This window comes from bacterium, from assembly GCA_040756715.1.
In the GTDB taxonomy this organism is placed as follows: Bacteria; UBA9089; UBA9088; order UBA9088; family UBA9088; genus JBFLYE01.
Map to the genome: position 1 here is coordinate 1 of JBFLYE010000193.1, position 4,335 is coordinate 4,335.

The following is a 4,335-nucleotide window of genomic DNA, read 5'->3' on the forward strand; positions in this document are numbered from 1 at the left end:
ATTCCAAATATGTCAAGGGATTTTTTGATAGTCGGCACTACAAAACTTAGGATAATATATGTATTATGGGGCAATTACTTGAGGTTTTGATATGGAGAGAAAATTTTTGGCGAAAATGACTTGACAAGATGGGGTTGGTTTGGTAAGATAATTATAGGGTTGATTTAGCCTTTTTCTTAAAGAGGGTTTTCCCTCTGACCTACCGGTAAGAGAAGGCTGCTATCCAGGGGTAGCAGTCTTTATCGGAGTTCCTAGCGGGTCGCCGATATTGATTTGTTGCCCCTTTTGTTATGGGGGAAGGAGGTGTGAAATGGACTGGTCATGGTCAGAGATTACCACAACAGATATTGTCTATATAATCCTCTTTTGGCTATTTGGCTCACTTATAATGGGAGTCATAGAAGGAATCAGAGAAGAGCGTAAGAAATCAAAGGATAGAAGGAACCTTTAGGAGGTAATCCATCTTCTCTAATAACTGGCCAGCCTTAATCTCAGGTGAGTGGTAGCCCATCTCTTTGGCTTTTTTGTAGATGGAATTGGCAAAATTCTTTGCTTTATCTCTATCTTTTTGGAATAAATATGCCTTGGCTAAGATTAGCTCTGCCTCGGGTTCGTAAAGTTTGAAGCCTGTGCGAGCACATAGCTTCAGGACTTGGTTTGTCTGAGAGATAGCCTCTTTATATTTCTTCATATCCAACCACAACCTGCCAAACTCAAGTAAGGCTTCTATTTCAAGGTATGTGTTTAGCTCCTACATAAAAAGTATCAATCTTTAATAAATCCTAAATTCAAAATCCTAAACAATATCAAAATCCAAATGTTCAAAATCCAAAACATCGGCCATTGTTTTGGTCATTTGGATCTTGTGCTTTGAATTTGTTTAGAATTTCGTGCTTATGTATTTAGAATTTTCCATATCTTCTTTCCTAACTTTAGGATACATTAAGCATTAGCTAAACACGTACATTTCAAGAGAAGGCATACCAACCTTGCGGGCAATAAGAATCTTAAGTTCTTTCTGCCTACTCTTTCTTTCAAGAAAGAGTAGGTCCCCCCTAACTTTTCATTTCTTATTTACCAATACCCCTGTAGATTTCACAGATTACAGATTATTTAAGGTCAAGGAAGTTGAAGATTAAATCCTTATCTAATAATTTGAGCTCTTTTTTGTCTACTATAAACCTCTCTACCCCTTTCCTTACCTTCACAAAATCAATATGGGCTAATCTTTGTTTTAAGAAATCTCTAAAATTTTCCTCACGCACATCTACCCTTTTACCCTCTGTTTGCTCGATAGCGTTATTGAGAAGTGTGAAATTAGGTAAGGTCTTCTTCCCAAGATACCACAGAAGGTCATAAAAATCTCGTCCTTTAGTATATCTTCTAAAAAAACAAGCATGGAGCTTTGTGGCATAAAGAGAGGGGATATCAAAATGTGTTATGGTAAAGACAAAGTATTTGTTTATCAAAGAGATATCCGTGTTCCAGCCAGTCGGTGGATTTGAATCCACCTCTACTCGGATAGAAACCTTCTCATTCTTCAGCTTAGATAGACCTAATGTAAATAAGACCTCCTTAAATTTAAGCATGGCTTCCCAAACGGTCTTTTCCTTTCTCTCTTTAATATCCAAAGAAAATCCATTTTTCTCTAATTCATAGACAACCTTTCTTAAGAAGGTATCAAAATCGTACCCTTCCCTGTTAATAAGTGAAAAATCAAGGTCTTCTGAAAATCTTTGCACATCATAAAGAACCCTTAATGCTGTTCCGCCAACAAAGGCAAGGTTCTTGAAATAACCCTTATCATACAAGATTTTTAATATGAGCACCTGCAAGAATTCCCTCACAATGTGGATCTTTTCCTCACGGGTTTCAACCTCTAAAAGTGCCTTTTTGATTAAATCTAACATCAAAGCTGCTCCTTTTGGTTCATAAAATTCAACAGATTATTCACAATATCCATAAATACCTTATTTTTGTATCTTTTGGCAAATTCCATTAACCTTTTCTTCTTTAGTATATTCAGATTCCCAAACCGATAAGAATCCTCAAAGATATCCATTCCTTTATTCTTAAAATCCTGTAAGTTCAAGTAGATGAAGTCAAGCATAGCCTTTTCAGGATAAGCCAAGAGAACCAAAAGTCCATTCTCATCTGTTATCTGAGTCATACCAAAAAAGAGCTCTGTCTTTAAATGCTGATAACGAAAAGTGCCAAATAGATTCTTAAAATCAATAGTCTTTTTGGTCGTAACAGAGGTGAGGTCTTCTACCCTTTCAGGGATTAGACCATAGTAAGAAAGGGCATATTCAGTGCTGATGTAAGAGGGTGAGTATAAGGCATTAGCCATAAAAAGCCTTGAAGGGGTAATCTTTCGGTCTTGCTCGTTCAAGATATACAACCCTTTCTTTAACTTGATGACCAACCCTTTCCTTTGCCAGATACTTAGTTGGTTCTTTAAGGAACGGGGTTTTGTGGTAAGATTGAAGATATGGCTTGAGGAAATAATAGGGAATTTTCTAAAGATATTTTTAAACTCCAAGTATTTCATTTCTCTAAATCATCCTTTTATATGATTTCCAGAAATATATAATATATTATAAGTCTAAATTTGTCAAGATATTTCTTTCAAGAGCTGGCTGGCTTCAACCTTGGGCCAGTGGTAGTGCATCTGGCTGGCTTTTTGGTAGGCAGATTGGGCGAAGGTTTTGCTCTGGTCAAGATCATTTAACCTCAGATATGCCTTTGCTAAGACTAGCTCTGCCTCGGGTTCGTAGAGTCTAAAGCCTGTTCTTTCACATAGCTTAAGGACTTAGTTTGCATCTTGGATAGCTTCTTTATATCTCTTCATATCCAGCCATAACCTGCTCAACTCAAGCAAGGCTTCTATTTCAAGCTCTGGCATGCCAACCTTTCTGGCAATCTCAAGTGCCTGCTGAAGATGGACCTGAGCTTCCTTTCGGTTTCCCTTTATCCTTTCAATGGCAGCTAAGCAGCGGTGACATCTTGAGATGTCAGGAAGCTATTTATTTTCTGTGCAATATTCAAGGTTCCTCGTGCTTATTTTAGTTGCATCATCAATTTTATCTATCTCTTTGTATGTGTTTAGCTCGGTGAGAATAAAATTGGGAAATAGGCACAAAGGCACAGAGGCACAAAGGCGAGAGAGTTTATTTATTACTTGCTTTCTTTGTGCCTTTGCCCCTTTGTGCCTAGGTATATAGGACAGCTAAACAACGGCTATGGTAATTTGGTTAAGAGAGAAGCTACACACGTACCTTCTATAGGAATGACCTCAATATCACCTTCATAAACCCTGCGTTCTCCACCATAGAGAAAATAGGTTTTGGCAAATGGATAATCTTTCAAAAATGCCTTTAGGCCTCTAAGCAAAGATGGAGTAATTTTTCTGGTTCGCTTTATTTCAAATGCCTTGATTCCTTTATCGCCATATAACACAAAATCTACTTCCATATTGTTTGCTGTCCTCCAATAAAATATCTGATAGCCCAAATCAAGATAGTCATTTATCGCCTTTAATTCCTGAAACAGCAAGGTTTCCATAGCCTGTCCTTCAATCTCCTCAGGCATATCCAAAGGTCCTTTTGGCCTCAGGGTGCGATAAACTCCCACATCAAAAAAATAGAATTTCGGATGGGAAACCAACCGCCTTTTTGCCCTTTTAGTAAAAACAGGCACTCTGTAGGCGATAAGCAGATCTTCTAATATGGCAAATAATTTTCCACTCTTTTACGCTCCACGGCACAATCACGGCTTACTGAGGAGGTATTTAAAATAGAGGCTTGTGAAAAACTGGCAGATTCCAAAAACCTATAAAATGCGCCTAAATTCCTAGTTAATCCCTCTTGTTCTACCTCTTCTTGCAAATAGGTTTTAACATAACTTTCCAAATATTTTTGGGGAAGAGATTCCGTATAAGCACAAGGCAATTGCCCATAGACCAAAGAATGGTTCAGGCTGAAATCCTTACCAAGTTCAGCAACGGTAAGGGGATGGAGAGCATATCGCAAGGCTCTGCCCGCAAGCAGATTTAGTCCTCTTCTCCTTAATTTTCTGGCACTTGAACCGGTCAAAATAAATTTATACTTGTATTTCTCAATCAATCGGTGAACCTCATTCAGGAGTTCGGGAACCATTTGCACCTCATCCACAATAAATCCAATCTTCAAAATCTTTGGGAATAAGATTTTCAAGCCTTTTAGGATTAGCCATAAGGTCATTAAATAGCTCTGCCTCTAATAGGTCTAAATAAAGGTACGTGTTTAGCTTCTCTCTTAACCAAATTACCATAGCCGTTGTTTAGCTGTCTTATAT

The 4,335-nt window shown here is 37.8% G+C and carries 8 protein-coding genes; 1 reads left to right on the forward strand and 7 read right to left on the reverse strand.

Going from position 1 to position 4,335, the window contains the following annotated elements:
* Positions 1-310: 310 nt before the first annotated feature.
* Positions 311-451: a hypothetical protein gene (locus tag AB1397_07400; protein ID MEW6482799.1), complete on the forward strand. Its 141-nt coding sequence runs from the start codon at positions 311-313 to the stop codon at positions 449-451.
* On the opposite strand, the gene AB1397_07405 is transcribed toward AB1397_07400, so the two are convergent.
* The 7 genes from AB1397_07405 to AB1397_07435 all read right to left on the reverse strand — a co-directional run bounded on the left by AB1397_07405 (position 428) and on the right by AB1397_07435 (position 4,311).
* Positions 428-691, reverse strand: a complete 264-nt coding sequence (locus AB1397_07405) for a hypothetical protein (protein MEW6482800.1) — start codon at positions 689-691, stop codon at positions 428-430. The genes AB1397_07400 and AB1397_07405 overlap by 24 nt on opposite strands.
* 418 nt (positions 692-1,109) lie before the next feature.
* Complete coding sequence (locus AB1397_07410) at positions 1,110-1,910, reverse strand: nucleotidyl transferase AbiEii/AbiGii toxin family protein (GenBank protein ID MEW6482801.1); 801 nt, start codon at positions 1,908-1,910, stop codon at positions 1,110-1,112.
* Positions 1,910-2,551, reverse strand: coding sequence for a hypothetical protein (locus AB1397_07415; protein ID MEW6482802.1), 642 nt, complete (start codon positions 2,549-2,551; stop codon positions 1,910-1,912). The genes AB1397_07410 and AB1397_07415 overlap by 1 nt, the downstream gene beginning before the upstream one ends.
* A 261-nt stretch (positions 2,552-2,812) precedes the next feature.
* Entirely contained in the window at positions 2,813-3,013 is a 201-nt protein-coding gene (locus tag AB1397_07420; GenBank protein ID MEW6482803.1) for a tetratricopeptide repeat protein, read from the reverse strand.
* 227 nt (positions 3,014-3,240) lie between these two features.
* Positions 3,241-3,699: a DUF4143 domain-containing protein gene (locus AB1397_07425; protein ID MEW6482804.1), complete on the reverse strand. Its 459-nt coding sequence runs from the start codon at positions 3,697-3,699 to the stop codon at positions 3,241-3,243.
* Positions 3,700-3,722: 23 nt separating this feature from the next.
* Complete coding sequence (locus AB1397_07430) at positions 3,723-4,190, reverse strand: AAA family ATPase (GenBank protein ID MEW6482805.1); 468 nt, start codon at positions 4,188-4,190, stop codon at positions 3,723-3,725.
* A complete protein-coding gene (locus tag AB1397_07435) occupies positions 4,165-4,311 on the reverse strand; it encodes a hypothetical protein (GenBank protein ID MEW6482806.1) in 147 nt (48 codons plus the stop codon). The genes AB1397_07430 and AB1397_07435 overlap by 26 nt, the downstream gene beginning before the upstream one ends.
* Positions 4,312-4,335: the final 24 nt, after the last annotated feature.

What these genes read in the sequence shown, in the direction of transcription:
- AB1397_07400 (MEW6482799.1), top strand. Translation starts at nt 311, where the DNA reads ATGGACTGGTCATGGTCAGAGATTACCACAACAGATATTGTCTATATA.
- AB1397_07405 (MEW6482800.1), bottom strand. Translation starts at nt 691, where the DNA reads ATGAAGAAATATAAAGAGGCTATCTCTCAGACAAACCAAGTCCTGAAG.
- AB1397_07410 (MEW6482801.1), bottom strand. Translation starts at nt 1,910, where the DNA reads ATGTTAGATTTAATCAAAAAGGCACTTTTAGAGGTTGAAACCCGTGAG.
- AB1397_07415 (MEW6482802.1), bottom strand. Translation starts at nt 2,551, where the DNA reads ATGAAATACTTGGAGTTTAAAAATATCTTTAGAAAATTCCCTATTATT.
- AB1397_07435 (MEW6482806.1), bottom strand. Translation starts at nt 4,311, where the DNA reads ATGGTAATTTGGTTAAGAGAGAAGCTAAACACGTACCTTTATTTAGAC.